This is a genomic window from Cryobacterium sp. Hh7, from assembly GCF_004403155.1.
GTDB classification, from domain to species: Bacteria; Actinomycetota; Actinomycetes; order Actinomycetales; family Microbacteriaceae; genus Cryobacterium; species Cryobacterium levicorallinum.
In genome coordinates, this window is the sequence record NZ_SOHG01000052.1 from 25,241 (window position 1) to 51,670 (window position 26,430).

24 protein-coding genes and 1 tRNA gene are annotated in these 26,430 nt (G+C 66.9%); 7 read left to right on the forward strand and 18 right to left on the reverse strand.

The window, feature by feature from the left end; all coding sequences use genetic code 11:
* Positions 1-90 precede the first annotated feature (90 nt).
* The 3 genes from E3T43_RS14080 to E3T43_RS14090 all read right to left on the reverse strand — a co-directional run bounded on the left by E3T43_RS14080 (position 91) and on the right by E3T43_RS14090 (position 3,103).
* Positions 91-1,002: an alpha/beta hydrolase gene (locus E3T43_RS14080; protein ID WP_134472899.1), complete on the reverse strand. Its 912-nt coding sequence runs from the start codon at positions 1,000-1,002 to the stop codon at positions 91-93.
* On the reverse strand, positions 999-2,057 hold the full coding sequence (locus tag E3T43_RS14085) for an acyltransferase family protein (protein WP_166791337.1): 1,059 nt from the start codon (positions 2,055-2,057) through the stop codon (positions 999-1,001). The genes E3T43_RS14080 and E3T43_RS14085 overlap by 4 nt, the downstream gene beginning before the upstream one ends.
* A gap of 278 nt (positions 2,058-2,335) precedes the next feature.
* Complete coding sequence (locus E3T43_RS14090; protein ID WP_134472901.1) at positions 2,336-3,103, reverse strand: HAD-IIB family hydrolase; 768 nt, start codon at positions 3,101-3,103, stop codon at positions 2,336-2,338.
* A gap of 77 nt (positions 3,104-3,180) precedes the next feature.
* On the opposite strand from E3T43_RS14090, the gene E3T43_RS14095 reads away from it, so the two are divergent.
* Complete coding sequence (locus E3T43_RS14095; protein ID WP_134441081.1) at positions 3,181-3,804, forward strand: flavin reductase family protein; 624 nt, start codon at positions 3,181-3,183, stop codon at positions 3,802-3,804.
* 161 nt (positions 3,805-3,965) lie between these two features.
* Here the strand turns inward: E3T43_RS14095 and E3T43_RS14100 are convergent, their stop codons facing one another.
* Positions 3,966-6,182 carry an acyltransferase family protein gene (locus E3T43_RS14100; RefSeq protein ID WP_134472902.1) on the reverse strand — a complete coding sequence of 739 codons (2,217 nt, stop codon included), beginning with the start codon at positions 6,180-6,182 and terminating at the stop codon, positions 3,966-3,968.
* Positions 6,183-6,541: 359 nt separating this feature from the next.
* On the opposite strand from E3T43_RS14100, the gene E3T43_RS14105 reads away from it, so the two are divergent.
* Positions 6,542-7,312 carry a DeoR/GlpR family DNA-binding transcription regulator gene (locus tag E3T43_RS14105; protein WP_241979003.1) on the forward strand — a complete coding sequence of 257 codons (771 nt, stop codon included), beginning with the start codon at positions 6,542-6,544 and terminating at the stop codon, positions 7,310-7,312.
* Between the two features lie 40 nt (positions 7,313-7,352).
* Here E3T43_RS14105 and E3T43_RS14110 read toward each other — a convergent pair whose 3' ends face one another.
* From E3T43_RS14110 to E3T43_RS14140, 7 genes are all read right to left on the reverse strand, one after another.
* Positions 7,353-8,402: a YeiH family protein gene (locus E3T43_RS14110; RefSeq protein WP_134472903.1), complete on the reverse strand. Its 1,050-nt coding sequence runs from the start codon at positions 8,400-8,402 to the stop codon at positions 7,353-7,355.
* A gap of 64 nt (positions 8,403-8,466) precedes the next feature.
* Positions 8,467-9,777 (reverse strand): UDP-glucose/GDP-mannose dehydrogenase family protein, encoded by a 1,311-nt coding sequence (locus E3T43_RS14115; protein WP_134472904.1) that lies wholly within the window; start codon positions 9,775-9,777, stop codon positions 8,467-8,469.
* A gap of 124 nt (positions 9,778-9,901) precedes the next feature.
* Positions 9,902-10,102, reverse strand: a complete 201-nt coding sequence (locus E3T43_RS14120) for a hypothetical protein (RefSeq protein ID WP_134441077.1) — start codon at positions 10,100-10,102, stop codon at positions 9,902-9,904.
* Positions 10,103-10,244: 142 nt separating this feature from the next.
* Positions 10,245-11,132: an aminodeoxychorismate lyase gene (locus E3T43_RS14125; protein WP_134441076.1), complete on the reverse strand. Its 888-nt coding sequence runs from the start codon at positions 11,130-11,132 to the stop codon at positions 10,245-10,247.
* Positions 11,133-11,264: 132 nt separating this feature from the next.
* Positions 11,265-12,173, reverse strand: a complete 909-nt coding sequence (locus E3T43_RS14130) for an anti-sigma factor (protein WP_134472905.1) — start codon at positions 12,171-12,173, stop codon at positions 11,265-11,267.
* Entirely contained in the window at positions 12,170-12,754 is a 585-nt protein-coding gene (locus E3T43_RS14135; protein WP_241979004.1) for a sigma-70 family RNA polymerase sigma factor, read from the reverse strand. Before E3T43_RS14135 ends, E3T43_RS14130 begins: the two co-directional genes overlap by 4 nt.
* A gap of 392 nt (positions 12,755-13,146) precedes the next feature.
* Positions 13,147-13,776: a DNA-directed RNA polymerase subunit beta gene (locus tag E3T43_RS14140; protein ID WP_134441073.1), complete on the reverse strand. Its 630-nt coding sequence runs from the start codon at positions 13,774-13,776 to the stop codon at positions 13,147-13,149.
* Between the two features lie 95 nt (positions 13,777-13,871).
* On the opposite strand from E3T43_RS14140, the gene E3T43_RS14145 reads away from it, so the two are divergent.
* A tRNA-Lys gene (locus tag E3T43_RS14145) sits at positions 13,872-13,944 on the forward strand.
* A 245-nt stretch (positions 13,945-14,189) separates the two neighbouring features.
* Here the strand turns inward: E3T43_RS14145 and E3T43_RS14150 are convergent.
* From E3T43_RS14150 to E3T43_RS14160, 3 genes are all read right to left on the reverse strand, one after another.
* On the reverse strand, positions 14,190-14,708 hold the full coding sequence (locus E3T43_RS14150; protein WP_134441072.1) for a pyridoxal 5'-phosphate synthase: 519 nt from the start codon (positions 14,706-14,708) through the stop codon (positions 14,190-14,192).
* Positions 14,709-14,815: 107 nt separating this feature from the next.
* Entirely contained in the window at positions 14,816-16,042 is a 1,227-nt protein-coding gene (locus tag E3T43_RS14155; protein WP_134472906.1) for a GAF domain-containing protein, read from the reverse strand.
* 91 nt (positions 16,043-16,133) lie between these two features.
* Positions 16,134-17,417 (reverse strand): DUF445 domain-containing protein, encoded by a 1,284-nt coding sequence (locus E3T43_RS14160; protein WP_134472907.1) that lies wholly within the window; start codon positions 17,415-17,417, stop codon positions 16,134-16,136.
* Positions 17,418-17,699: 282 nt separating this feature from the next.
* Between E3T43_RS14160 and E3T43_RS14165 the strand changes: the two genes are divergently transcribed.
* Positions 17,700-19,793 (forward strand): heavy metal translocating P-type ATPase, encoded by a 2,094-nt coding sequence (locus tag E3T43_RS14165; protein WP_134472908.1) that lies wholly within the window; start codon positions 17,700-17,702, stop codon positions 19,791-19,793.
* 175 nt (positions 19,794-19,968) lie between these two features.
* Here the strand turns inward: E3T43_RS14165 and E3T43_RS14170 are convergent, their stop codons facing one another.
* The gene (locus tag E3T43_RS14170; RefSeq protein ID WP_134472909.1) at positions 19,969-20,919 is read right to left on the reverse strand and encodes a DMT family transporter; all 951 of its coding nucleotides are present in this window, start codon (positions 20,917-20,919) and stop codon (positions 19,969-19,971) included.
* A gap of 167 nt (positions 20,920-21,086) precedes the next feature.
* On the opposite strand from E3T43_RS14170, the gene E3T43_RS14175 reads away from it, so the two are divergent.
* Positions 21,087-21,983: a LysR family transcriptional regulator gene (locus E3T43_RS14175; RefSeq protein WP_134472910.1), complete on the forward strand. Its 897-nt coding sequence runs from the start codon at positions 21,087-21,089 to the stop codon at positions 21,981-21,983.
* On the opposite strand, the gene E3T43_RS14180 is transcribed toward E3T43_RS14175, so the two are convergent.
* Together E3T43_RS14180 and E3T43_RS14185 are read right to left on the reverse strand one after the other, a co-directional pair.
* Positions 21,980-22,924 carry an aldose 1-epimerase family protein gene (locus tag E3T43_RS14180; protein WP_134472911.1) on the reverse strand — a complete coding sequence of 315 codons (945 nt, stop codon included), beginning with the start codon at positions 22,922-22,924 and terminating at the stop codon, positions 21,980-21,982. The two genes, E3T43_RS14175 and E3T43_RS14180, sit on opposite strands and share 4 nt — an antisense overlap.
* 9 nt (positions 22,925-22,933) lie before the next feature.
* Positions 22,934-23,788, reverse strand: coding sequence for a DeoR/GlpR family DNA-binding transcription regulator (locus tag E3T43_RS14185; protein WP_134472912.1), 855 nt, complete (start codon positions 23,786-23,788; stop codon positions 22,934-22,936).
* An 85-nt stretch (positions 23,789-23,873) separates the two neighbouring features.
* Here E3T43_RS14185 and galT point away from each other — a divergent pair, with 85 nt between their 5' ends.
* Positions 23,874-25,052: a galactose-1-phosphate uridylyltransferase gene (gene galT / locus E3T43_RS14190; protein WP_134472913.1), complete on the forward strand. Its 1,179-nt coding sequence runs from the start codon at positions 23,874-23,876 to the stop codon at positions 25,050-25,052.
* Positions 25,049-26,221 carry a galactokinase gene (galK, locus tag E3T43_RS14195; protein ID WP_134472914.1) on the forward strand — a complete coding sequence of 391 codons (1,173 nt, stop codon included), beginning with the start codon at positions 25,049-25,051 and terminating at the stop codon, positions 26,219-26,221. Before galT ends, galK begins: the two co-directional genes overlap by 4 nt.
* On the opposite strand, the gene E3T43_RS14200 is transcribed toward galK, so the two are convergent.
* Positions 26,214-26,430: substrate-binding domain-containing protein (locus E3T43_RS14200; protein ID WP_166791338.1), on the reverse strand; the 217-nt coding region annotated here is incomplete at its 5' end. The two genes, galK and E3T43_RS14200, sit on opposite strands and share 8 nt — an antisense overlap.

The following is a 26,430-nucleotide window of genomic DNA, read 5'->3' on the forward strand; positions in this document are numbered from 1 at the left end:
AGTGATTAATGCGTCGTACTTCGGGTGTACGACGACAGAAACCTATGTTGGCATAAAAATCCTCACTTTTGGACCGTCAGTATTGAAGATTTAATCCGTCCGTGTTGAGGAGTTCACGAGATTGTCGATCAGAAACTGACGAATACTCGCTCGGGTTGCCTCGTCGAGCAGCTCCAAAGCGTGTCGTTCACCGGGTTTCACGTCGAGGGTGACGGGAACGCCGACGGCCGTGAGCGCGTCCGCCATCGCCTCGGCTTGCTGCACCGGAACGAATTCATTTTTCGAGATGGCGAGATAAAACGGTGGATCGGTCTTGTCGACGGCGTACAGCGGCGAGGCTGTACGCGAGTTGGGACAATCGGTGAAGTCGTCGCAACCGAGGTATTGCAGGATCGACCCGACGGCCAGCCTCGAGGGACGACCAAGCCTGAGGCCCGTCTCGGTGAGGTCAACCGCCGGCGACAGCGCTACGACCGCGGCAACCCGGTCGCCCTCGGTGAAGCTGCCGGAGCCGTTGGTGCCGATCGACGAGGCGATGATCGCCCCGGCCGAGCTGCCGAGCAGTCCGATGCGCTCGGGGTCGATGTTGAATTCCCTGACCTGCTGCGGATCGCGCAGCCACTCGAGCGCGTCGGTGACATCGTTCACCTGCGCCGGAAAGGCGAATTTCGGGGCGAGCCGGTAATCCACCGCGAACGCCGCCACGCCGCTGCCGGCCAGCTCCTCACACAGGGCGGTCATGCCGCCAAAATCTTTGCTGCCGCTGTCGAATCCGCCGCCGTGAATGAGAATAACGGCCGGGGTGCGCTGAGTCTTCTCTTCGGGCAGACAGGCGTTCAGCATCAGGTCCTGCCCCTTGGCCGTGCCGTACTGCAGGTCGTGCTCCACCACGACCGGGCCGGGCGGCGCAGACCGGTCGGGCGTGGTCGGCGTGGCGGAGCATCCGCTCAAGAGCAGACAAACGACCAGCAGGCCAACGGATGCCGCGCGCGCGGGCTTCACAGCAGGTCTCCGTTCAACCGTGCGCGATGCGAGACCGATTTGGCCTGCCGCTTGCGGAACGGGCTGACCCAGAGGAAGGAGAACCGGCGCAGGAGCTTGGCGAGGTAGACCGAGCCGACGAGCGCGATTGCGGCGAGCAGAAACGGCAGGGCGTTGGCCGCGCGTTCCAGCCAGGCTGCCTCGGCGATCGGGGCGAGCAGGGCGAGAGCTGTGGCCACGAGAAACAGGTGCAGCAAGTAGATCTGAAAGCTGTACTGGCCGAGCGTGTTCATGAAGTTCAGCCATTTCACGCGCACCAGCAGGGTGGCCAGGGCGATACCCATAGCCACGGCGACGGCGCTTTCGAGCAGGATCAGGCCGGGCAGACGGGAGAGGTGGAACGGCACCAGGAGCACGGCGAAGCCCAAGTAGGCGGCAACCAGCACGATGGCGTGCCAGACCCGCACCCGCGCGGCCAGCCGATACACGGTGTGCGGAAAATAGACCGCGACGATGAAGAAGATGAAGTTGGCGGCGACTCGGTCCCAGCCGACATTGTCGAGGTCGAGCAGGTTCGGTGTCGTGGACGCTGCGGCGACCAGTGCGGCGAGGGTGATCTGCACGCTGATCGGCATTTTGCTTAGCAGCCAGGCGAGCAGGGTGAAAACGGCGAGGGCCCAGATGAACCAGTAGCTGCTGGTCGGCCAGACCGGCAGGAGAATGATATTGAGCAGGTCGGTGGGGGAACGTTCGGTTCCCCGCAGGTGCGGCACGACGAGGTAGAACAGTACGCGAATAACCGACCAGAGCAGGTACAAGTAGACCAGGGTGAGCAGCCGACGCCGCCACAGGTCGTGCAGGTTCCAAGTCAGCATGCGCCGGGCAGTGAGGCCCGCGATGAAGAAGAAAACCGGCATGGGAAAGTAGCTGAGCACCAGGCGCAGTCGCGGGGTGCTTCCGGCCAGGCCGAGATCGTTGAGAAACAGCGACGAATGGTAGAGCACGACGAGGATGATCGCCGCGCCCTTGGCGAAGTTGATCCACTCACGATTCTCGGGGGCCTGTATCTCTTTCACAGACGAAATGTACACGAGAAAAACTCAGGAGGGAATCTCGGACCGGGTTGCAGGGGCGGTCAGGCGGCCGAAGCGGTCCGTTGCAGCGGGAGAATCCTTGAACTCGGGGTGAAGCTACAGCGGTGCCGACCGCGTGACCGCGGTTGATGAGCTGCCCCCGGGGCTAATGCAGGAAATCTGCCGGGAGCGGAGTGGCGACCCGCGTGTTTCGGCATCCACCTGCAGCAGTCCTCCTGAATTAGACGCGGCGCGCCGGCGTACCGGGGGCTGCCGCGCGGTCAGACGGTGACGTAGCGCGGAATCAGGTCTTCGAGCAGGGCGACGGTGTCGGGCCAGCCTTCGACGGCGATGCACTCGACGCCGAGAACCTTGACCGGGTAGTCGTTGCCATTCTCGTCCAGGCGATCGCCGACGAACAGCATGTCGTCGAGGTCGACCCCGGTGATGGTGGCCAACCGCTTCATTCCGTAAGCCTTGTCGATGCCCTGCCGGGTGATATCCACGGAAGTCGACCCCCCCGAACGCACCTCAAGGTCGGGCAGCAGTGCCTGCACGGCCTCCCGCAGGGTGTTCTTCTTCTCACCGGTCGGGTCCCAGGCGATCTTGGCGGCGACCGGGGCGGCCTGGCCGAGCGCGGAGAAGGTGATCTGCGAGCCGCGGTCTTCGAGGATGGGACCCCAGGTGTCGCTCTCCCAGTAGCCGAGGCGGCGCGCGGTCTGCTCGACGACATCGAGGGCCCGGGTCTTCTGCTCGTCGGTCAGGTTTTCGGCGTAGACCTGCGTCCAGCCCTGGGCTTCGCTGCGGTAGTACTGAGTTCCACAGGTGGGCAGCAGGTGCAGCCGCGCGAGCAGATCGGGGCGAATCGAGGGCAGGTTGTCGATGATCTGCGCCTGGAACTGGCCGAACTGACCGCCGGAGATGACGCAAACTTCGGTGACGCCGAGCAGCTTCACCAGCAGGTCGATCATGGTCGGGTCGAGCGCGGACTTGGACGGCGCGAGCGTATCGTCGAGGTCGAAGGCCACCAGGCGGGGAAGAATAGGCATCAGGCCAGTCTATCGATCGTGGGGGCCGGCCGGTGTGAGCTGGGCCGGGGAGGGATGTGAGTTGTTAGCCTGAGCGAGTGCGTACCGACTTCGATCCCCGAGACCTTGCCCGCCGCGACTTCTACCGCCTGCTGAACTCCCTCGTGGTTCCGCGGCCGATTGCCTGGGTGTCGAGCCGCTCGGCAGCCGGGGTCGACAACCTGGCGCCGCATTCATTCTTCACCGTGGCATCCGTTTCGCCGCCGATCGTGCAATTCACCTCGGTGGGTGTCAAGGACACCGTGCGCAATATCCTTGAAACCGGGGACTTCGTGGTGAATTTCACGCCGGAATCACTGTTCGAGGAAGTGAATGCCACCGGGACCGACTTCGGGCCGGAGGAGAGCGAGTTTGACCGCGCCGGGCTCACCCGCGAACCGAGCCTGACCGTTTCATCGATGCGGGTGGCCGAGTCCCCCGCGGCGATCGAGTGCCGCCTGCACTCCACGCTCGAACTGGGCGATTGCACGCTAGTGTTCGGCGAGGTGACGCACGTTGCGGTGTCGTCTGCGGTGTTGGACGGCGGGCATCCACTCATTGAGAAGTTGCGACCGTTATCGCGGCTCGGCCTCGACGAGTGGGGAACCACCGGCGTGGTCAAGGAGATCAAGCGCATTCGCGCGAGCGATTGGCCGCGCGAGTTTCGGCCGCGCGAACACTGAGGCGAGTCTGCAGCGAGCGGATGCGCGCGCGCCATTTGGGTGCGCGCTACGGCGATTACCGTAGCGGCTGCCCAAATCGGGGGCGGTCGCGCGCCACGAGACCACGGCGAGTGGATGCGGCGGCCAGGCCGGCAGCATCCACTCGCATGCGCCTTGGGCGGCTACGCGGCCGACGGGAACAGCGCCTCGGCGAGCAGCGGGCCGAGCTGGGTGCTCGCCTCACGCACGAAGTGCTGGCCGTCGAAGAACACCGGGGTGTTGTCGATGAAGGCCGGGCAGCGCTCGTCGACGCAGAGCCACGGCACGACGTTCACATACTGGGCGAAATCGCCCAGCTGCTCAACCGCGGCCTGCTCGGCCGTCACCACCTTCTGGTACAGGTTCGACGGGCTGTAGATGCAGTCCGTCGGCTCGCTCGTGAGGGTCTTGCACTCGGCGAACGGGGTGCTGGCCGGCGGCGGTGAGAGCACAGCGACGTGGTCGGTGGACTCCTGCAGCGCGGTAATCGTGGCGGCCGTGGCGGTCTGCCACTCCGTGAGGGCATCGGCTCCCTCGTTGCCGCTGGCGAGGCGCACGATGGATCCGGCCAGGCTCGACATGAGCACGAGATCGGGCGACAGGCGAGCGACCTCGGCGTAGACCCAGGCGTGGTGGGCGTCGCACTTGGCTGCGGACGCATCGGAGGCGCTCTTGGCCGCGACCGAAATGTTCACGGCCGGGCAGGAGAACATGGTGAGCGAACGCACGTTGTAGCCGAGCGGTTCGAGCGCGGCGCGGATGGCCGGCATGTAGCTGATCGCCATGGAATCGCCGAGCAGAACCGCGGTCTTGGCCGCGGCCGGGTCGCCATAGACACAGCCGGCGGCGTTCTTCTCGCTCACCGAGAGACAGTTGTCGTCGACCCATTCCGGCGCGCCCGAGTTGTCGCTGAGGGCGTCGAACGCCGGCGTCGCCTCGGGCCAGGCCGTGTTCGCCAGGGCCGCGGTAATGGCGGCCTGCCGGGTGGCCAGCAGGGCGGCGGGTTCGGCGGGAGCTTCCACACCCAGGTTGGCCTCGGCACCGATCGGCGCGGCATCGGCAGACGGGTCCGACGACGTGCGGGACTTCAAGGCAACAAAGGACACCGAGACGATGACCAGGGTGACGACGACGAGGGCGCCGATCCAGGCCTTGGCCGGGGTGAGGCCGGAGCGGTGCGGGGTGGCGGGGCGGCGCATCCGTTCTCGCTGACGGGTTTGCGAACTTTCGAGCCAGAGCGAGTGCCGAATGGGATCTTCGACGAAGTGGAAGGAGAACACCGAGAGGGCGACCATGAGGACGAGGGCAAGCGGCAGGTAGATCGGCGAGTCGGTCGCGAAGACGGTGGCGAGCAGGATGACCACCGGAAAGTGCCAGAGATAGAGGGAGTACGAGATCTTGCCGATGTAGCGGCTCACCGGGTTGGTGAGGGGAAAGAGCCGGCGTTGCTCGGAGGATCCGATGCCGGCGGCGATGACGAGGGCGCTTCCCGCGACCGGCAGCAGACCCCACGGCGCGGGGAACGGCGAGTCTCGGCTGATCAACACGAGGCTCGCCACGATCAGGACGAGGCCGAGCCAAGCCAGCACGGGGCGGAGGGCCGCCGGCAGTTTGGCGATGCCGGGGGCTGAGGCGGCGAGGAGGGCGCCGATGCCGAGTTCCCAGGCGCGAGCGCCGGTGGAGAAGTAGGCGATGGCGCTGCTGGTGAAGGTTTCGAAGAAGCTCCAGGTCAGAAAGCCGAGGGTGATAACACCGGTGCTGACGGCGACGGTCGTGATCAGGGCGCGGGCGCTCAGTGTGCGGCGGCCGGCCAGGGCGAAGATGACAATGAGCACGAACGGCCAGACGAAGTAGAACTGTTCCTCGACGGCGAGCGACCAGTAGTGCTGCAGCGGAGAGACCGCATTGGTGGCCTGCAGGTAGTCGGTACCGACGAAGGCAAAGTGCCAGTTGGCCACGAACAGTGCCGAGTAGACACCGTCCCAGAGGGTGCTGAGGGCGCGGGCACTCGGAAGGAGCAGGTAGCCGATCGCCACGGTGACGACGAGCACGAGCAGTGATACCGGCAGGATGCGGCGGATGCGGCGGCGGTAGAAGTCGACGAGGGAGATGCGGCCGGTGCGGGCGTGTTCCTTGAGCAGCAGGCTGGTCATGAGAAAGCCCGAGATGACAAAGAAGATGTCGACGCCGATGAATCCGCCGGACGGCCAGCCGAGCAGGTGATCGAAAGTGACGACGATCACGGCGATCGCGCGCAGGCCCTCGATGTCGCCGCGAAAGGTGCGGGTGGCGGACTTGCCGCCGGTTCCGGTGGCTCCGGGCGCGGGTTGTCGGCGCTCCAGGGTGGACTGAACGGACATGTAGCCTCCGACTCGGGTTGCGGAACTGGCACCTGTTTTCACCCGGCGACTTTTACCCGTCGGCCGGGCACGTCCTGCGATTATGACGTAATCTCAGCTACCGAGGCAAACCCGGCCCAATTGTTTACCTGACGGACACGACCTCACCCGTGCGCGTGAGACCGACGTACATAGAGGAACGCCACAACGAGCCGCCCCACCCTGCCGACGAGGCGCCCACCTCCTCCGCGCAACTACAGTGATTGAGAAGCCTAGTTTTCGATCAGTATCAATCAGTTTCGAACCCTTTATGACCCCTCGGCTTGGGCCCGGCGCCCGCATGTCTCTTGACGATCCGGCCCCCACGAGAGCGAGCGACCATGAACCGCGCCGAACGGCTCGCCGCCGTGCTCGATCTGCTCACCGATTCGGGGCAAATCGAGGTCGATGACATCATCACCAAGCTCGGAGTGTCGGCCGCGACCGCGCGCCGGGACCTCGACACCCTCGCCGAACAGCAGCTGCTCACCCGCACGCGCGGCGGTGCGATCGGGCAATCCGTCGCCTACGACCTGCCGGCACGCTACAAGCAGGAGCGTCACACGCCCGAAAAACTGCAGATCGCCCGGGCGGCGAGCGCACTCGTGACCCGCGGCGACGTTGTCGGGCTCTGCGGCGGCACGACCAGCACGGCGATTGTCGGTGTGCTCAGTGCCCGCGCGGATATTGCGCAGGCCAGCCCGCACGCCCACCTCACGGTCGTGACGAACGCGATCAATATTGCCGCGCAACTCGCGATGCGACCGCAGATCAAGACCGTGGTGACCGACGGAGTCGTGCACGCGCGCTCCTACGAGCTGGTCGGCGCCTACGCCGAATCGGTGCTCACCCAGGTGCGGCTTGATCTGGCGTTCATCGGGGTGAACGACATCGACCCGGTCGTCGGTGCCACGGTGAACGACGAGCGGGTTCGCCCGAAAGGACGCCGCGAGGGCTGCATAGACCGGCAAGAGCGTGGACCCGGTCGCGAGCCCCAGCACAGAATCGGCCTTCGACTCGATCAGCCGGCGAATTTCCGTGGCCACCAGCTCCCCCGCGGCCTGCGTGCTCCGGGCCACGACGATCTCAGCCACGGGCACGCATCTAAGTGATTGCTTCTGACTCAGGAGTAGCAAATTCAATCATGATTGGTCAGGAAAGCTGCACGGCACCCAAGGCCAGTACAGCGATCAGGGTCCAGGAGAGCAGCCCGACGGCGAGTGCGCGGCCGCCCGTGCGCAGAAGCGTGCCGAGATTGACGGCCGCGCCGAGGGCAAACAGCGCCATGGCCAGCAGTGCGGTTTGCAGCAGGTCGGCGGTCTCGAACGCCTCGACGGGTAGCGGAACCAGCGTACGCACCAGCATCGCAACGATGAACCCCGCGACGAACAGCGGAACGATCGGTGGCCGCGTCGACCGGATGCTCCGGGTGGCTGGGCCGGGCACCCAAGTGTCACCGGCAGCGGGGTCGACCGAAGTGGCGGCATCCGCTTCGATCACGCCGATGCGGCGGCGCTCGATGATGGACGCGACGGCCACGATCGGGGCGAGCATGAGCACGCGGGTGAGTTTGACGACGAGGGCGACGGCGAGGGCGGCCGAGCCGGCGATTTGTGCGGTCGCGACGACCTGGCCGACGTCGTGCACGCCGGCGCCGACCCAGTGTCCGAATTGCAGCGCACTGAGCCCAAGCGGATGCCACAACAGCGGCAACACGGCGATCGCAAGAGTTCCGCACAGGGTGACCAACGCGATCGGGGTGGTGGTCTCCTCGTCTTTCGCCCTGACGACGCCGCTCATGGCCCCGATTGCGGAGGCGCCGCAGATGCTGAATCCGGTGGCGATGAGCAGGGGCTGATGACCGGGCAGGCCGAACCAGCGGCCGAGTCCGAGCGTGCCGGCGAAGGTGATGAGCACAATCGCGACGGTGGTGGCGATGGTCACCCAGCCGAGCGCCATGATGTCGACGAGGCTGAGCTTAAGGCCGAGGAGCACGATTCCGAGCTGCATGAACGGCTTGGTAGCGACCGCGAGGCCGGGTGCGAGGACTCCAGCGAGCAGGGGACGTGCGGCCGGGATCTGGCCGACGATGATTCCGAGCACCACGGCCACGGTGAGCAGCGGAATGGCGGGTACTGCGGTGTGCACGCCCCAGGCCGAGGCGGCGGCGAGGGCCGCCACGAGTACTCCCCGAAGCCACATTCAGTCGAGTTTACGCTCGCGCCCACGGGGTGTCCTGCGCGGGGCCCGGGCCCCGTCCGAAGTACTACGGCCGCCCGAGCCCGCGATAAGTCCACCCGGCGGCACGCCAGACGGCGGGGTCGAGCGCATTGCGGCCGTCGATCACGGTTTTCGTTTTCACGAGCGAACCCGCCCAGACCGGGTCGAGGTGCCGAAACTCGGGCCACTCGGTGACGAGCACGACAGCATCCGCTCCCCGCAGGGTGTCTTCGAGGGACTCCTCGTAGGTAAGCTGCGGATGCCGCGCCCGCGAGTTCTCGATGGCCTCCGGGTCGGTCGCCACCACCTCGGCACCCAGACCGCGCAGCTGCACGGCCACGTCGAGTGCCGGCGAGTCGCGCACATCGTCGGAGTGCGGTTTGAAGCTCAGACCGAGCACCGCGACCTTGGCGTTGTAGACCGTGTCACCGAGTTCCCCGACGGTGAGGTCGACGACCCGCTGCCGGCGGCGGAGGTTGATCTTGTCGATCTCCTTGAGGAAGGCCACGGACTCGCCGCGTCCCAATTCTTCAGCGCGAGCGGTGAAGGCACGGATGTCTTTGGGCAGGCATCCGCCGCCGAATCCGACGCCGGCACCGAGAAAACGGCGGCCGATGCGGCCGTCGTAGCCGATGGCATCCGCCAGCTGGGTGACATCGGCACCGGTGACCTCGGCGATCTCGGCCATGGCGTTGATGAAGCTGATCTTGGTCGCGAGAAACGCGTTCGCGGCGACCTTGACGAGCTCAGCCGTGGCGTAGTCGGTGATGACCAGGGGGGTGTCGGCGGCGAGCGCCGTGGCGTAGATCTCGTTGAGCAGCTCGACCGCGTGCTCGCCGGGCGCGCCCGGGGCGACGCCGTAGACCAGACGGTCGGGGCTAATGGTGTCCTGCACGGCGAATCCCTCGCGCAGAAACTCCGGGTTCCAGGCCAGCGACGCGCCACTACCGGCGGCGATGAGCTCGGCCAGGCGGGCCGCGGTTCCCACCGGAACGGTGCTCTTGCCCACGACGAGATCGCCGTCGGCCAGATGCGGAATGAGCGACTCGATCGACGCATCGACATAACGCAGGTCGGCGCTGTAGCTGCCGGGCTTCTGCGGTGTGCCGACGGCGATGAAGTGCACCTGCGAGCCGGCGGCATCCGCTATATCGGTACTGAATCGCAGACGGCCACTGTTTATGGCCGAGGTGAGAACCTCGGGAAGTCCAGGTTCAAAGAACGGGGGTTTGCCGATGGCAAGTTGCGCGATCTTGGCGGCGTCGACGTCGATTCCGACGACATCGTTCCCCAATTCGGCCATAGCTGACGCGTGTACGGCGCCCAGATAACCACATCCAATGACAGAAATTCTCATATATTCCTCTCGGTCCACCCAGAGCATAGCGGCAGTGGCAGATTGCCCCAATTCGCGGTCTCTTTCAGAGCGGATGCCCACGCGGCCCGGCCCGCGCGTCGGTCCACGGGTTTCCGAGACCGGCTTACGCCGTCCCGCCGGCGAGCAGAATGGGCGCACCGAAGGCGCCGGCCAGGCGGAACAGTTCGTGCGCGAGCCCGTCGGCCTCGGCGGTCGAACTGGGAATCTGGGAGCCGAACAGTACCCAGAGACTGGTCAGCCAGAGAGAGCCGACAGTGCGGGGCGTGCGCAGGTCGCGCAATCCAGGCAGCAGGCTGGACAGCATCGTGCCCCCTCTTCCGCTCGGGGCAACGCATTTCTTCGTCCACAATGTAGTCCCGCCCGGTTGGTTTGCCCAGTGGCCCAGCGGCACCGGCGAGGTCGCCGCCCGCCGCCATTCTGCTGACAAGCGGATGCCCCGGCTGGCCCTACGCGGTCCGCGCCAGCAGGTACGAGTTCAGGGCGTCGGTCACCGGCTGGTCGGCCGGGAACGGCTCGCCGTCCAGGGCGACCACGGATACGGCGAGGCGCACGCTGGAGACAAGCCAGGCGGCATCCGCTTGACGAAGTTCATCGAGCGTGACGTCGCGGTATTCGACGGAAGCACCCTGCCCGCTCAGATACTCGAACATGCTCTGCTGCGTGGTTCCGTGCAGAATCGCGCCGCTCGGGGCGGGCGTGACGTATGCACCGTTGCTGCGCAGCACGACGCTCGAGGTCGGGCCTTCCATGACGAAGCCGTCGGTGGTGAGAAAGATGGTGTCGTCGGCGCCGCGGCGGTGGGCCTCGCGAATAGCGGCCATGTTCACCGCGTAGCTGAGGGTTTTGGCGCCCATCAGCAGCCAGGGGGCCTTCTCGGCGACCCCACGCGGGTAGCCGCGGTCGAGGGTCACGACGCGCACGCCGGTCGCGCGCACGGCACTGAAGTCCGCCGCGGCGACCGCGTGCAGCCAGGCGGTCGGTGCCGGGCCGTGCTCGACACCGCGGCTGAGCACGAACTTGAGCGCGATCTCACCGCGCTGCGGAACGCGGGCGACAGCGTAGGCGATCGCGGCGCGCCACTGCTCGGCATTCGGAACCGGGAGATCGCAGATGAGGGCGGAGTTGCGCAGCCGACTGATGTGCGGCTCAACCTCCTGCGGGTGACCGTCGACGACAGCGAGGGTCTCGAAGATTCCGTCGCCACGCTGCGTGCTCAGTTCGCCGACCCGCAGGGCCGGGGCGCTGGATTCCATCTCGTGGAACGTGTCGTCGAAGTTCTGCTGCACCGAATCGGCGGGGACGGGGTCGATCAGCAGCGTGAAGGGCAGTCTCATGCCCCGAGCCTACTTCGCGCTCATCAGGGCGCGTGCGGCGCGTCTCCGGCCGCTGCCCAATGAGGGGCCGTGTGGAAGCCAGAATTAGGACATTCTGCGACCCCTCACCGACGAGCGGCCGCGGCGAGACCGCTAACTCTGGAACGCGACGATCGGGGTGCTCGTGGGCTGGTCGGACCCACCGTTGGGTTCGACGGTGATCCCGACCTGATCGCCGGCGTGCATGGTGCCGTCGAGCACGCGCCAGGCGGTGCCGTTGCCGGTCGAGTCGAAGGTTCCGGCCGAGGCCGGGCCGTCACCGTTGATGTACCAGAGTTGATAGTCCTGATCGCTGGGCAGCGCGGGCAGGTCGTCAACGAGCACGGCGGAGATTCCGAGGGTGTTCGACCAGACCAGCGTCGCTTCCTGCCCCTCGGCCGTGGTCGTCGCGGCACGCTGGGAGTCATCGGCCGCGTTGATCTGGGCGAGCCCGGCGGCCTGCTGCGACTCAAATTGGTAGTTGTTGAGGGTCTGGCCGAACAAGGATCCGCCCACGAACAGGGCTCCCGCCGCAGCAGCGGCCAGCAGATACCGCGCCGGCCGCTTGAACCAGCGCGCCTCGGCACGCTCGGTCGCCGACGAAAGGTGTGGGCGGGGCGCATCACCGGGTGCGCTGCCGGAGGACGGCGGCGTAGCGGGCGAGGCTGCAGTCGTCGCGGACGGTGCCGTCCCGGACGTGACCGGGGGAACGACGGGAGTCGTCTCGGTAGCGGAGGCGGCAGCATCCGTTGTGGCGGGGCCAGCGGCGCGCGGCAGTGGCGCGAGTTGCGGGGTCGACGCGAGCATCGACATGAGGTTGGCCTTGAGCGTGCTCGAGGGCTGGACCGGTGCCACGGCGAGGCCGAGGGCCACCGCGGTGTCGTTCAACTCGGCCGACTCGATGCGGGCCCGCTCGGATTCGGCCAGGTGCGCTTCGAACGCGGCCGTGTCGTCGGCGTCAAGGGCGTGCAGGGCGTAGGCGCCGGCGAGGTCGGCCGGGTGCTGCTCGTTACGATCGGTCATGATGCCACGCCCAATTCGTCGCGGAGGCGGATCAGTCCGTCGCGGAGCCGTGTTTTCACGGTACCCAACGGGATGTGGAGCATGTCGGCGACCTCGCTGTGACTGAACCCGCCGTAATACGCGAGGCTCACTGCCTGACGCTGCAGCTGAGTCAATCGAGTCATCGCCTTCTCCACCCTTTCATGTTCGATTCGTACTTCAACGGTTTCGGCCACGTGATCGTAGGCAACGGCCAGGTCACGGATTCCGATTTTGGTATCGCGGTCACGGCCGGCCTGCGACGACCGAATTCGGTCGACCGCTCGCCGGTGTGCCATGGTGAGGATCCAGGTACTCGCCCCGCCACGCGTGGGTTCGTACCGCGTGGCCGACTGCCAGATCTCCAGAAAAATCTCCTGGGTCACTTCCTCCGACTGCGCGTGGTCGATGAGCAGACGCTTGACCAGGCCAAGCACCCGCGGGGCGATCTGGTCATACAGCTCTCCGAAGGCCGATTGGTCGCCGAGCGCTACTCGAGCGAGCAGCTCCTCCTTGGTGGCAGGGGCTGCCGATGCAAGATCTCCGGCGGAATCAGCTGTCATGAGATCTAGCATGTCAGGTCTCGTCCCGTTCCATGACTAGGGTTCGGTGCGAAGTCGCTAACAGATTGGTCAATACGCGAAATAAGCTTCGAAACGGATGCCGGCGGCCGGTCTCATCGCGCCCGCCGCGGGAATGCAGAAGGCCGGGCCGCAGAGCACCTCTCGGCGCGAGGCCGCTCGAAGCGGCGAATAATGGAACCCGGGATTACTGCGGCCCGACCAGACTCCAGTGTATTCGAGCCGGGCGGCCGGCGTCGAATGTTCGCCGTCGGCGCACAGGGGATTTTCGGGTTGCGCGGGGCAGGCCTCCGGGCCCACCCTACGGAAGCGGGCCCACGATAGATCATGGGCCCACATTCCGGGCCCGGGCCCGGTAAAAACAAGGGCGGGGACTACTCCAGGGAGTCGCGGCGCCAGAGGCGCGCGCAGGCCGCGAATTCGGCGGCGGTCGTGGAGAACCGCAGGGCTCGGGTCGTCAATTCCGAGGAGCGGTGCGGCTCGGTCAGCTCGAGGTCGTCGGCGATGCTCGTGGCGCCGAGTGCGGTGACCCGGCAATACGCCGCGCCGCGATCGAGCGCCACAGCGAAATCTCCCGTGAACAGGCCGCGCAGAATCTCATCGGCGAGCACGATGATCTCGGCCGGACCCGTCGGCACCGCGGCACCCGCGACGAGCGGATCGATCGTGGCGGCAGCATCCGTTCCCCGCTGGTACAGGTACGCACAGCCCTCAGGGTCCTGCCGAATCAGCATGCGGACGAGGTAGATGCGCCAGAGTGCGCCGGGCAGACTACGGGGAGTGGCCCGCGACCACAGCTCGGCGACCGCGTCGATGCCGTTTTCGTCGGTGTAGGCGACGAGGCGCTCGACCGTCGCCGGGTCGGGGTGGCTGCGCACCCGGTTGAGCAGGGCCTGCGCGGTCTCGTGCGCGACGCGGCTGATGTTCGCCGGGTCATCGCCGCCCTGGAATGCCTCGAATTTGTTCCCGGAGAACAGGGTGGGCTTGTGAAAGTTGTCGGCCACGGCGGGTTCTCCTTCGGGTTTAGATGGCTGGTTTTTGCTGCCCTCAACGCTACCCAGAAAAGCTGAGCGCGAATCCACGGTAGATTAGAACCTACGGGCCTCTAGCTCAGTTGGTAGAGCAAAGGACTTTTAATCCTTGGGTCGTCGGTTCGAGCCCGACGGGGCCCACAATGATCGCGCAGGTGGCGCGGCAAATGCGCACTGAATCCGCTGGATTCGGTGCGCATTTTGTGTTTCCGCCGCCCGTTTGCCTGCGGTTAGTGGGCCGCTCGGTGGCTACTTCAGGAAATCCGCCGCCACGGCACACTCACGCCCGCTGTATTGCTGGCCCAGCCACGACTGCGCGACCGGCTGTCCTGAATTAGCCACCGCAACCGAGACCGACGAGGCCAGCGGATGCCTTAGGGCGGCTTTCAGAGGTCGTAGCGGTGGCGGATATGACGGCGATCCGGGCTGGCCTGCCAGAATTCGACCTCGGTGGGGTGCAGGGCGTAGAGCTGCCAGTCGGGATTGGCCCGACCATCGGCTCCTGGCCGCTCTTCCCAGTCCACAGCGGATGCCTCGGCCGTCAGCAGCGAGACCGCTCCGACAACGCGCACCTGCCGCCCGAGAGCCGGCCAGTAGAAGTTCATCGCCGCCTGGGGGTTGGCGGCGAGCTCGCGTCCCTTGCGGGAACCGCGCGTGCTCGCGAACTGCCAGGCCCCGCCGTCAACGTTCTTCAAAATGAGCATGCGCGACGACACCCGGCCATCGGGGGTCGAAGTCGCGAGGCTGAAGGCGTGGGGCTGCGGCACGCCCGCGGCGAGCGCGTGATCGAGCCACTGCAGAAACAGGTCGACCGGGTCGGCCGGTGCGCTGGACGGATCGAAAGCGGGCAGCAGGTCGGGAAAGTCGGGCAGGGCGCGCAGTCTGCGCCGTAAGGAGTCGCTCACGCCGCGAGCTTATCGTCCTGGGTGCCGATAGCAACAGCGAAGGCACCGACGTCGCCGACACCGGCCAAACTCGTACTCGCCTACCGCATGCGGCCGCTCGCTCGAGGTCAGCCGAAGACCGACGGCACCCGCAGTTCGCGCTGCACGAGTAGCGCGAGCTCGCGCAACAGCACCTGGTCGACTTCGGCGAGCGCCCGCGGCTGGGGGTCGAACACGCACAGGGCGCCGATACGTTCCCCCGAGGGTGATTCGATGGGGAACCCGGCATAAAAGCGGATGCGCGGCTCATTCACCACGAGCGGGCTGCCGCTGAACCTGCCATCCGTTCGCGCGTCCTCGACAACGAGAGCACCGGTCCCCTCAATGGTGCGTGCACAGAAGGAATCGGCGCGCGGAATCTCCGTGGCGGCGAGCCCGACCCGGGCCTTGTGCCACTGACGGTCGCGATCGATGACACTGATCACCGCTGATTCGGTGCCGAAGAGCCGCTGAGCCAGGACAACCAGTTGGTCGAACCGGGCCTCTGGCGGGGTATCGAGAATGGCCAGGCCATCAACGGCCGCCTGCCGGGCGCGTTCCTGGCCTGCTGCATCCGTTTGACGCGGATCGGGGGGAGGCACGATACCGACACGCGCGGAGTCGAGGCTGTCGGCCAGGGCGTCGGCCAGGAGCACGGCCCAATCGCGGTAGTCGGCGGGGGTGCGGTGCCGGTCGGTTTCGACCGTCGCTGACGGCGAGAACGGTACGAACGTGGTGCGCGGGGCTCCGGCGGCCAGCCGTGCGGTGACCGCGTTCAAGTCGGTGGCCGAGCAATCGGCGATGCGCACGAGCGGACGTCGGAAGATCTCGATGCTGTGAACGGGCGGAATCCCGAGCAGAAATATCTGGGTACTGCGTGAGGTCTCGCGTTCCAGCTCCTGGAGCAGCGCGGTCAACCGCTCGCGCCATTCGGTGACGCTGGTCAGGGCGAGCGCTTCGTTGAGGCCGAGGATGACGACGACCGCGTCGAAACGGCCGAGCCGGGTGTCCGCAAGCGCCGTCAGCGCATTCTCGGCGGTCATGGTACGGCTGGCCAGGAGGTCGATGTCGACGCCGCGCCCGGTGCGGACCGAGAGTTCGCGGGCGAGCGAGCCGGGCAGGGCGAGCTGATGGCTGAGCACCCCCCAGCCGACCGCGGGACCGCAGCCGAGGATCAGCACGCGGTCGCTGTCGATACCGGGGGCGTGGGCCTGCGGGGCATCGCTCGGGCGAGGCAGGTGGCGGTCCGCCCGTTCAGCGGATGCCGTCCAAATGCGCATCACCGGGCGAAGGGCCCACCGGACGAGGTCGTGCATGGGGGCCTTTCGGAACAGGACAAAAGTTTATTCTGCCCCGAATGCGTGAAACCCACCTATCAAGTCTACGATTTTCAGCCAATTGGCGGTCTCAGAGCAGGGCTGCCACCGCGTGGGCCAGGGTGAAAATGGCCAGACCGGCGAGGGCGCCGACGACGGTTCCGTTGATGCGAATGAACTGCAGGTCACGGCCGACCTGCAATTCGATCTTCGCGGCGGTCTCGGCGGCGGGCCAGCGCTCCACGGTTTCGGTGATCACCCCGGCGATCTCATGGCGATAGTTGGCCACGACATAGCTGGCCGTGTCGGCGAGCCAGCGGTCGATGCGGGAGCCGAGCGCGGCATCCGTTGTCAGTCGTCGGCCGACGTCTTCGAGCGTCGAACGGATGCCGACCCGCAGCGCGCTGGCCGGGTCCTGGAGTGCCTCGGTGAGTGAGGCCTTGACCGCCGCCCAGGTGTCGCCGGCGAACTCGCGCAGTTTGGCGTTGTCGAGCACCTCGGCCTTGAGGGTTTCGACCCGGTTGATCATGGTCGGCTCGTACTGCAGGTCGTGCATGACCTCGCTGAGGTAGTCGTCGAGGGCTTGTCGCACCGGATGCTGCCGGTCCTGTCGGGCGGACGCGACGAAGGCGAGCACCTCGCGGTAGGCCTTGTCGTCAACGAGTTTGTCGACGAATCCGGGCAGCCAGGTGGGCAGCCGCTGCGACACCACGCGGCCGAATGCTTCGGGGTGGGCGCGCAGCCAGCCGTCAGCGCGGTCGAGGAGCAGGTCGACGGCCGCGTGCTGCTGCCCACTGGTCACGAGGCGCTCACCCACCCGTCCGAGACTCGGGCCCCACTCGGGCTTGACCAGATGTTCGCGGGCGACGGACTCGATGAGGTTCTTGATGGCGTCGTCGCCGAGCAGGTTGAGCAGCCCCTGGCCGGCCACGGCGAGTTCGTCGGTGAGCTTTTCGGCGTTTTTCTCGTCACTGAGCCACGCGCCGAGGCGGCGGGAAGGGTGCACGGATTCGAGCTTGCCGCGGATAACCGCCTCGGAGAGAAAGTTGGTCTCGACGAACTCGCCGAGGCTCGCGCCGATCTCGTCCTTGCGGTTGGCGATGATGTTGGTGTGCGGAATGCGTAGGCCGAGCGGGTAGCGAAACAGGGCGGTGACGGCGAACCAGTCGGCGATGGCGCCGACCATGCCGCCCTCGGCCGCGGCGCGCACGTATTCGAGCCAGGGGTAGCGTTCCTGCAGGGCGAACGAGACCGTGAAAATGAGCGCCATGAGCACGAGCAGCCCGCCGGCGAGCCGCTTCATGCTGGTGAGCGCGGTGCGGCGGGCGGTGTCCTGCGGGGATTCAACGGGTGGTGCCGTTTCGATCTGGGCCATGGGTCAAGCCTGCCGGATTGTGTGGTGCGGTGTGCGCACATTTGGATGCGGCGTGCCACGGAATCTTCGGGGCGAACCCGGGTCGTGGGTTCTGGCGTGGTTGGCCGCGGCATCCGCTCGCCGAAGCGTGAGTTTCGTGCAGCGAACCGTGAGTCGTGACCCGATTTGACCAATCCAGGGACTCGAAACTTACGGCTCGGTGAGGCGGCGCACAGCGGATGCGTGAGCGCAACTTTAGGGATACCCTAAGGGGGTATCGATCGATTCAGTACCGAGGAAACTATGACGAACCCCAACGAGCACCACGGCACAATCACAAGTCCCGAGCACTCTGCGATGGACCATTCCGCCATGGACCACGGCGCCATGAACCACGCCGGGCACGGCGACCACGTCGGGCAGTTTCGGCGCCTGTTCTGGACCATGCTCGTGTTCGCTGTGCCCGTGGTCGGATTCAGCCACATGTTTTCGATGTTCGTCGGCTACGCGTTGCCGAACGTGGTGGGCATCAGCTGGATCTCCCCCGTACTCGGCACCGTCATGTACGTCTGGGGCGGCCGCCCATTTCTCACCGGGGCGGTATCCGAGCTGAAAACTCGCAAGCCCGGCATGATGCTGCTGATCGCGCTCGCGATCACGGTCGCGTTCCTCGCCTCCTGGGGCGCGAGTCTCGGCCTCATCGATTCCGAGCTCGATTTTTGGTGGGAACTCGCCCTGCTGATCGTGATTATGCTGCTCGGCCACTGGATCGAGATGCGGTCGCTCGCGCAGACAACCACTGCCCTGGAATCGCTCGCCGCGCTGCTGCCGGATGAGGCAGAGCGAGTTGAGGGCGACGCCATTGTGGTGGTCTCGCCGAGCGATCTGGTGCTCGGCGACCTCGTCGTGGTGCGGCCCGGCGGGCGCGTGCCCGCCGACGGAGAGATCACCGAGGGCACGGCCGACGTCGACGAGTCCATGATCACCGGCGAATCACGCCCGGTGCAGCGCACTGTCGGCGACCAGGTCGTGGCGGGCACGGTCGCGACCGATTCCGCCCTGCGGGTGCGCGTGACCGCGGTCGGCGATGACACCGCGCTGGCCGGAATCCAGCGACTCGTCACCGAAGCGCAGGGCTCGTCGTCGCGGGCGCAGCGCATCGCCGATCGGGCAGCCGGCTGGCTGTTCTGGTTCGCGCTCGGCGCCGGAGTGATCACCGCGATCGTGTGGACCGCGCTCGGCCAGCCGCAGGATGCCGTGGTGCGCACCATCACCGTGCTCGTGATCGCCTGCCCGCACGCCCTCGGGCTGGCGATTCCGCTCGTGGTGTCGATCGCCACCGAACGCGCCGCGAAGGGCGGCGTGCTGATCAAGGACCGCCTCGCCCTCGAGAGCATGCGCCAGGTCACTTCGGTGCTGTTCGACAAAACCGGCACGCTCACCAAGGGCGAGCCCACGGTCAGCCACCTCGCCGTCATTCAAACGGATGCCGCGGCTTCGGTTCCGATCACCGCGGACGAGGTGCTCGCCTGGGCGGCCGCGGTTGAGGGTGACAGTGAGCATCCGCTTGCCCGCGCCATTGTCTCGGCTGCGCGCACCCGCGGGCTGACCGTGCCGCGTGCGAGCGAGTTTCAGACTGCCGCGGCGGTCGGCGTGACCGGCCTGGTCGACGGGCGTCGGATCGGTGTCGGCGGGCCGAATATGCTCGATGAGCACGGGGCGGCGCCGCTGGCCGAGACCGAGGCGTGGCAGAGTCAGGGTGCGATCATTCTGCACGTGCTGCGGGACGGTGAAGTCGTCGGTGCGATCGGCCTCGCCGACGAGATTCGCGAGGAATCACGGCAAGCCGTTGACGCCCTGCACCGGCAGGGCATCGAGGTCGTCATGATCACGGGCGATGCCGAGGCGGTGGCCCGGTCGGTGGCCGCTGAGCTCGGAATCGACCGGGTGTTCGCGGGCGTGCACCCGGAGGACAAGGCGCGCAAGGTCGCCGAGTTGCAGCACGAGGGCCGCCGCGTGGCGATGGTCGGCGACGGCGTTAACGACGCTCCAGCGCTCGCCCAAGCCGATGTCGGTATCGCGATCGGCGCCGGCACCGACGTGGCGATCGCGTCGGCCGGCGTCATTCTGGCGAGCGATGACCCGCGCTCGGTGCTCTCGGTGATCGAGCTGTCGCGGGCGAGCTACCGCAAGATGAAGCAGAACCTGTGGTGGGCGGCGGGCTACAACCTGCTCTCGGTTCCGCTCGCCGCCGGAGTGCTCGCGCCGATCGGGTTCGTGCTGCCGATGGAGATCGGCGCGCTGCTCATGTCGGTGTCCACCGTGGTCGTCGCGCTCAACGCGCAGCTGCTGCGTCGCCTCGACCTACGGCCGGAGTCGAGCGTACGCGAGCGCTAGCCGGCCGGATCGGTCGGCTAGCGGTCTCGACCAGTGGATGCCCGCGCATCCACTCACCGAGCCGTGAGTTTCAGTCATCGAGCCGTGAGTTTCAGGCAGATTTGAGCCAGAATCGGGCCGAAACTCACGGCTCGGCGAGCTCGTCGGGCCGAAACTCACGGGTCGGCGAGCGCGGCTATCCCAGGCGGCCCAGACTCATCCGGTGACCGGCCTCGATGCGCTGGCCCCAGAAGGTTCCGGCAATGATAAGGATCGCCCCGATAGCGCCTACCAGGCCGAGTGTTTCGCTGCCGAGCGACACTCCCACGAGCACCGCCCAGATCGGTTCGGTGCCCATGAGCAGGCTGGCCCTGGCCGCCGAGGTGCGGCGAATCGCCCACATCTGGGCCAGAAACGCGAACACGCTGCAGGCCAGGCCCAGGTAGAGCACGCCGATCCAGGCGGCTACATCAAAGGTCGAAATCGCCGCGACCAGTCCGGCAACGTCGAATGCCGTGAACACGACTGCGCCGACGAGCGCCTGCAGCAGGGTGAGCGTGATGGTGCTGTCGCTCCGGCCGCGAGTGAGGTGGCCCATCATGGTCACGTGCAGGGATCGCACGAGTGCCGCCGCCAGAATGAGCAAGTCGCCCACATTCGGCTCGGCGAATCCGTTGCCCGAGACCAGCAGGGCGACGCCGACGACCGCGAGCACCGCGGCCACAAAGAACGGGCGCGGCAGCCAGCGCCGGGCCGCGACCGACTCCAGCACCGGTGTGACGATGATGGTGAGGCTGATGATGAGCCCGGCATTCGTGGCGGAGGTGAACGCGACTCCCTGGGTTTCCAGCCACAGGATGCTCGCCTGCGTCACCCCGAGAAGCAGCCCGAGCCCGAGCGCTCGCCGCGTTGGAAGCCGTTCGCGCCGCACGACCCAGACGATCAGCAGGGCCAGGGCCGCCACCAGAAACCGCAGGGCGAGCACGGCCGACACGCTCGCCTGCTCGGTGAGCACCTTCGCGCTCAGATAGCTGCCACCCCAGACCACGGCCACGAGCAGCAGCACGAGGTCGACGCGGTACCGCCCGAGAGCGTGCGGCAGCCGCGTGCCGCGGGCCGGTCTGCCCCGGAGCTGCGTGCCAGTCATCCGGTGCACGCTGGTGGCGAGCAGCGGAACGGGTCAGCAGCCGCACGCACGATAGAGCTCGCCGAGTCTGTGCTGTAGGTCAGCGTCGTGGTCATATGGCAATGCTGCTGGCAGGCATCCGTTAAGTCTAGGTGCCAATTTTTGAACGGATGCTTTAGCCTGATCTTATGGAATTGCGTCAGCTGGCCGTATTGCGGGAGCTCGGCGAGCGGGGAAGTGTCGCCGCGGTGGCCCGGGCGCTGCATGTCTCGTCGTCGGCGGTGTCTCAGCAACTCACCGCACTGCAGCGGCGAGCCGGCGTTCCACTCACCGAAAAGCGCGGTCGGGTACTCGGGTTGACCCCGGCCGGGGTGGCTTTGGCGGGCGCGGCCGCCGAGGTATCGACGGCCATGGCCCGGGCCGATGAGGCCGTCGCGCGGTTTCAGAACGACGCCGGCCTGCCCGTGACCGTGAGCGCCTTCCACAGTGCCGGCCTCGCCTGGTTCGCCCCGCTGCTCAATCGCCTGCAGGAACGGGGCGGTCCGACCGTCGTCTGCGGCGACGAGGATGTGCCGCGCGAACGCTTTGCCGGCCTGGTCGCCGACTACGACATGGTCATTGCGCACCGGGTTCCGCACGATCCGCACTGGCCGAACACGGTCGCGGTCACGCCGCTGCTGTTCGAGCCGCTGGATGTCGCCGTGCCGGTCGGGCATCCGCTCGCCGATAGGGCGTCCGTGACGGTCGACGATATTCGCCAGGAACCCTGGATCACCGGGCACGTCGGGTTCCCGCTCGCCGAGGCGGTGAACGTGGTCGCCGCCGCGGCCGGACAGCCGCTGCGCATCCTGCACCGCATCAACGAGTTCTTCGTGGCGACCTCGGTCGTGGCGACCGGAGCGGCGATTGCGCTGCTGCCGCGGTACACGATGGCGCCCCGCGAGGGTGACGGTGTGGTGCTGGTGCCGTTTCGCGATCTGCGCGTAGGCCGGCAGATCGATGTCCTGAGCCGCCCGGAGGCACTCGCCCGCGCCTCCGTGCGTCAAGTGCTCGCCGAGTTGGTTGTCGTGGCTGAGCGGCGTTAGGCCGACAGGTCAAACCCGGTAGGACGGATGCCCCAGCGCACGACCCACTGCTCCCCCGGCTCCAGCCAGAGCAGGCCCGCACCGGAATTGAAGGCATCGGCGGGTGCCGTCATGGGTTCGATGGCGATCGCCTGGCCGCGAATCGGCTCGGCGCCGGCGGTGCTCACCGGAAAGATGCGCGGTGTGAACACCTGCACGTAGCGCATGTTCTCGTCGCCCCAGAGGGTGACCCGGCGGCCATCCGATGCGGTGAGGGTGTGTTCGCCAGCACTTCCAACCCCGCCAAACCCGTCGTCAAGATCGAGGTCGCCGACCGCGATGCCCGCGCGAAGGTCAAACCGGGTGTCGTCGACCGGGGTCTCGCCGGTCGGGTTGAGGCGGTCGTCCACGTCGAGGTGGGTCGCGGCATCCACTCTCACGACGAGGTCGCCGGTCGGTACGTCGCCAATTTTCAGATACGGATGCGCCCCCACGGCCACCGGCGCGGCCTCGGCGCCAACGTTGGTCACCCGGTGCGTCACGTTCAGGCCGTCGGCGGTGAGGGCGTAGGTCACCTCGGTCTCGAGGTGGAACGGATAGCCGGACTGGGGGAAGACGGTGGCGCCGAGCGTCACAGAGTCGCTCTGCCGGGACAGCTCACAATAGGCGGCAAAACGCAGCAGCCCGTGGATGGCGTTCTGCCGGGTCGGCTCGGTGAGCGCCAGTTGACGTTTGATGCCGTTCTGAGTCCACTGACCGTCACGAATGCGGTTGGGCCAGGGCACGAGGACGATTCCGGCTGCCATCGGTGGCTGCACGAACTCGTCGAAGGTCTCGACCAGGTCTATGCCATTCACGGAATATGACCGCAGACCGGCCGCCACCTCCGTCACGACCGCTCGGGCCGTTCCGCTCGGTGTCTGCAGGGTCAGGTCATATTGGATTCCGGTGGGTGCGCGCATCCGACCAGCCTATGGCCGCGGCTGCGCCGCTTGGGCGAGCAAAACGCTGAGCCCGCCCTCGCGCAGCGCTTTCAGTGCTCCAGCGTCGGCAGCGGCATCGGTGATCAGGGTGTGGAAGGCGCTCAGCGGGCCGACCCGACCGAGGTGCACCTGGCCGAGCTTGGAACGATCAGCCACGACGATCACCCGCTCCGCCGCGGCGAGCATGAGCGCCTTGACCCCCGCCTCTGGAAGGTTGATGTTGGTCACGCCGCCGTCCAGATCGACGCCGTTGCAACCGATAAAGGCCAGGTCCGCGTGAATCTGGCTCAGCACCAGGCCGGCGAGCGGATCGACCAGGGAGTGCTGCAGCGGCCGCAGCGACCCGCCGGTGACGATCACGGTAAATCGGGGGATGGCATTTTCCAGTTCGAGGGCGATGCTGAGCCCATTGGTGATGATGACCACGTCGTGCAGGTCTTCCCGCGCAACCAGGGCGCGGGCGATGGCGTGGGTTGTCGTGCCGACGTCAAGAATCACGCTCTGCCCGCTCTGCACGAGGGCAGCCGCGATCTGGGCAATCTGCTGTTTGGGAACAACGGATGCTCCGAGCGCCTCCTCGAACGAGGGCTCACGTTCGGCCCGTTGACCCGCACCCGGGGACTGGGCCGGCACCGCTCCGCCGTGTACGCGCCGCACGCCGCCCTGAAGCTCGAGGGCATCGAGGTCGGCCCTGGCGGTCACACCGGAAATCCCAAAGGCGCTGCGCAGCTCGCTCACCCGCACAAACCCGCGTTCGTCAACGAGTTGCTGTGCTTGCTCCCGACGAACGTGTGCGGGAAGTGGATCGGGTAGCCGGCTGCGCGTCTCGTCGTTCTCGATCATTCCCCCAGTATCACTTACTTACTTTTACTTTTCAATGCGAAATATTATGGTTTCGCTTGCGCAAATTTGATATTGTGGCAGTGCCATGACGAACTCAAAGCCCCGCCTCCCCCACTTTGTCGCCGACGAGACCATTGTCCGGCAATCCAGCACCCTGGCCGACGGTCGCGACCTTATCTATTTCGACGACCCCGACACCACCTTGTCGCCCGATCGCGCCCCCGATCTGCGGGAGCCCAGCGAACGCGCGACCACCGCGACTATGCGTCAGGACCCCCTTACCGGGGAATGGGTCTCGATCGCCGCCAACCGCCAAAACCGGGTTTTTTTGCCGCCGGCCACGCAAGACCCGCTCGCACCGCAGTCGCCAGGTAATGCGTCGGAGATCCCGAGCAATTACGACGTAGCCGTGTTTGAGAACAAGTCCCCGTCGTTTGGTCCACTGGTAGCGGATGCTCCCACGGATCTGGCCGATCTCGACCGCATCGGCATCGGTCGCACCCGCCGGTCCGTCGGCCGCTGCGAAGTGGTCTGCTTCAGCCCCGAAAACGAGGGATCCTTTGCGAGCCTGTCGGTAACCAGAGCTCGAACCGTGATCGAAGCCTGGGCCGAACGCACCCACGTACTGTCGCAGCTGCCGGGTATTGAACAAGTATTCCCGTTTGAGAATAGAGGCGAGCAGATCGGGGTGACCCTGCGGCATCCGCACGGCCAGATCTACTCCTACCCCTATGTCACCCCCCGAACGCAGCGCCTGGCCGACTCGCTCGAGAGCTATGGGCCCACCCTGTTCGCCGATATTCTGGCCAGCGAACAGGCCAGCGACCGGGTGATTCTCCGCGGCGAACACTGGACCGCGTTCGTGCCGTTCGCCGCGCGCTGGCCCATCGAAGTGCACATGCTTCCGCACCGCCAGGTACCCGACTTTGCCGAGACCACCCTCGCCGAACGCGACGAGCTGGCCGTGTTGTACCGTCGACTGCTGCGCGGCATCGATGCGATCTACTCAACCCCGACTCCCTATATCGCCGCCTGGCATCAAGCACCGGTTCGGGTGCATCGCACGGACATCCGTCTAATGCTTCAGCTGACCAGCCCGAGGCGTGCCGAGGACAAGCTCAAGTTCCTCGCTGGCTCGGAGGCAGCGATGGGCGCCTGGATCGGCGATGTCACTCCAGATGATGCCGCGGCCACGATTCGCGCAGCCGTCGCGCGAGCCGCCGAGGCGGACCCTGCCAACGAAACTGACGGAACACCCTCGTGAATGATCTGGATCGCGCCGCCCAGGCCGACTTCGCGAACCGCTTCGATCGCACCGCGACCGGACTGTGGTCGGCGCCCGGTCGAGTGAATCTGATCGGTGAGCACACCGATTACAACGACGGATTCGTACTGCCGCTCGCCATCGACCGGCGCACCGTCGTTGCGCTGGCGACGAGGACCGACCGGGTTATTCGCGTGGCCAGTTCTTTCGCCGCCGAGACCGTCGCGGTGTCGCTCGACGAACTGGTTCCCGAGAACCTGAACGGCTGGTCGGCCTACCCGCTCGGCGTAGCCTGGGCGCTGGGACAGTTCGGAGCAGACCTCGCTGTCCTGCCGGGGTTCGACATCTACGTCGACTCCGATGTGCCGGTCGGGGCCGGACTGTCCTCATCGGCCGCGCTCGAATGCGCCGTCGCGGTCGCCCTCAACGAGGTCTGGGGCCTGAACCTCGATCGGCCGACCCTGGCCCGGGTCGGCCAGCTCGCCGAGAACCGCGTTGTGGGCGCCCCGACCGGCATCATGGACCAGTCGGCGTCACTGCTCGGCCAGGTCGACGCGGCCGTTTTTCTGGACTGCCGGAGCCTCGCGTCCGAGGTGATCCCGCTCGGACTCAACCCGGCCGGCCTGGAACTGCTGATCATCGACACCCGGGTCAGCCACTCGCACGCAACGGGCGGTTACGCCGCGCGCCGCGCATCCTGCGAGGCCGGCGCCCGCATCATGGGGGTGCCAGCCCTGCGTGACCTCAGCGTCGACGATCTCCCCCGAGCGCAGGCGCTGCTCGACGACGAAACCTTTCGCCGGGTGCGCCACATCGTCACCGAGAATCAGCGCGTGCTCGACACCGTGCAGACCCTGCGAGTGAGCGGATGCGCCGCGATCGGCGACCTGCTCGATGCCTCGCACCGGTCGATGCGGGACGACTTCGAGATTTCAGCGCCGGAGCTCGACCTCGCCGTGGTCACCGCACGGGCGGCCGGCGCGATCGGTGCGCGCATGACCGGTGGCGGTTTCGGCGGCGCGGCCATCGCCCTGACTCCGACCGAATTCGTGCCCGCCGTTCAGGCCGCGGTGCTGGCCGCGTTCGCCGCACACGGCTTTGCAACGCCGGACCTGTTCGTGGTGCACGCCGCCGATGGAGCCGCCCGCGACGGCAGTCCGCTCAACTAGAGGAACGAGCGCGGCGCTGACCCGGCGCCGCGGTGCTGTCGCGCACCACCAGGTCCGGCTGGATGACCGGGATCAGCTCCGCGGGCTCGCCGCCCATCAGCCGCAGCACCCGCTCCACCGCCAGCCGGCCGACCTCGTTGAAGTCGAGCCGAACGGTCGTGAGGCCAGGTTGAAAATAGCGGGCCTCGCTCATGTCGTCGAAGCCGACG

What these genes read in the sequence shown, in the direction of transcription:
- E3T43_RS14090 (WP_134472901.1), bottom strand. Translation starts at nt 3,103, where the DNA reads ATGCCTATTCTTCCCCGCCTGGTGGCCTTCGACCTCGACGATACGCTC.
- E3T43_RS14100 (WP_134472902.1), bottom strand. Translation starts at nt 6,182, where the DNA reads ATGTCCGTTCAGTCCACCCTGGAGCGCCGACAACCCGCGCCCGGAGCC.
- E3T43_RS14105 (WP_241979003.1), top strand. Translation starts at nt 6,542, where the DNA reads ATGAACCGCGCCGAACGGCTCGCCGCCGTGCTCGATCTGCTCACCGAT.
- E3T43_RS14110 (WP_134472903.1), bottom strand. Translation starts at nt 8,402, where the DNA reads ATGTGGCTTCGGGGAGTACTCGTGGCGGCCCTCGCCGCCGCCTCGGCC.
- E3T43_RS14115 (WP_134472904.1), bottom strand. Translation starts at nt 9,777, where the DNA reads ATGAGAATTTCTGTCATTGGATGTGGTTATCTGGGCGCCGTACACGCG.
- E3T43_RS14120 (WP_134441077.1), bottom strand. Translation starts at nt 10,102, where the DNA reads ATGCTGTCCAGCCTGCTGCCTGGATTGCGCGACCTGCGCACGCCCCGC.
- E3T43_RS14125 (WP_134441076.1), bottom strand. Translation starts at nt 11,132, where the DNA reads ATGAGACTGCCCTTCACGCTGCTGATCGACCCCGTCCCCGCCGATTCG.
- E3T43_RS14130 (WP_134472905.1), bottom strand. Translation starts at nt 12,173, where the DNA reads ATGACCGATCGTAACGAGCAGCACCCGGCCGACCTCGCCGGCGCCTAC.
- E3T43_RS14135 (WP_241979004.1), bottom strand. Translation starts at nt 12,754, where the DNA reads ATGACAGCTGATTCCGCCGGAGATCTTGCATCGGCAGCCCCTGCCACC.
- E3T43_RS14155 (WP_134472906.1), bottom strand. Translation starts at nt 16,042, where the DNA reads ATGCACGACCTCGTCCGGTGGGCCCTTCGCCCGGTGATGCGCATTTGG.
- E3T43_RS14160 (WP_134472907.1), bottom strand. Translation starts at nt 17,417, where the DNA reads ATGGCCCAGATCGAAACGGCACCACCCGTTGAATCCCCGCAGGACACC.
- E3T43_RS14165 (WP_134472908.1), top strand. Translation starts at nt 17,700, where the DNA reads ATGACGAACCCCAACGAGCACCACGGCACAATCACAAGTCCCGAGCAC.
- E3T43_RS14170 (WP_134472909.1), bottom strand. Translation starts at nt 20,919, where the DNA reads ATGACTGGCACGCAGCTCCGGGGCAGACCGGCCCGCGGCACGCGGCTG.
- E3T43_RS14175 (WP_134472910.1), top strand. Translation starts at nt 21,087, where the DNA reads ATGGAATTGCGTCAGCTGGCCGTATTGCGGGAGCTCGGCGAGCGGGGA.
- E3T43_RS14180 (WP_134472911.1), bottom strand. Translation starts at nt 22,924, where the DNA reads ATGCGCGCACCCACCGGAATCCAATATGACCTGACCCTGCAGACACCG.
- E3T43_RS14185 (WP_134472912.1), bottom strand. Translation starts at nt 23,788, where the DNA reads ATGATCGAGAACGACGAGACGCGCAGCCGGCTACCCGATCCACTTCCC.
- galT (WP_134472913.1), top strand. Translation starts at nt 23,874, where the DNA reads ATGACGAACTCAAAGCCCCGCCTCCCCCACTTTGTCGCCGACGAGACC.